At 62.8% G+C, this 384-nt stretch carries 1 protein-coding gene; it reads left to right on the forward strand.

Going from position 1 to position 384, the window contains the following annotated elements; translation table 11 throughout:
- Position 1: 1 nt before the first annotated feature.
- Complete coding sequence (locus JV201_RS14590; RefSeq protein ID WP_003217799.1) at positions 2–382, forward strand: RidA family protein; 381 nt, start codon at positions 2–4, stop codon at positions 380–382.
- Positions 383–384 lie beyond the last annotated feature (2 nt).

Consider the following 384-nt stretch of genomic DNA (forward strand, 5'->3'; position numbering starts at 1 on the left):
CATGGCCAACCACGACCTCGCCTTCACCCCCGACCTCGACCCGGACTCCATCTCCTCCGACGTCATCGGTTTCAACGGCATCCTCGTCTCCACGCAAATCCCTACCCGCGCCGACGGCAGCCTGGAGCTTGGCGACATCACCCTGCAAAGCGAATGCACCCTGCAAGCCCTCAAGGTTGCGCTCGAACGTGCCGGCAGTTCGATTGACCGGGTCATGCATTTGACCATCTACCTGACCGACATGGCCGACCGCGCCGCTTTCAATGAAGTCTACAAGCGCTACTTCGCCAAGCCTTGGCCGGTGCGTGCGGCGGTTGGTGTTGCCGCCCTGGCCGTCGAAGGCATGCGGGTTGAAGTCACTGCGATGGCCGCCAAGGGCTGATG

The organism is Pseudomonas sp. Colony2 (assembly GCF_019382755.1).
Taxonomy (GTDB): Bacteria; Pseudomonadota; Gammaproteobacteria; order Pseudomonadales; family Pseudomonadaceae; genus Aquipseudomonas.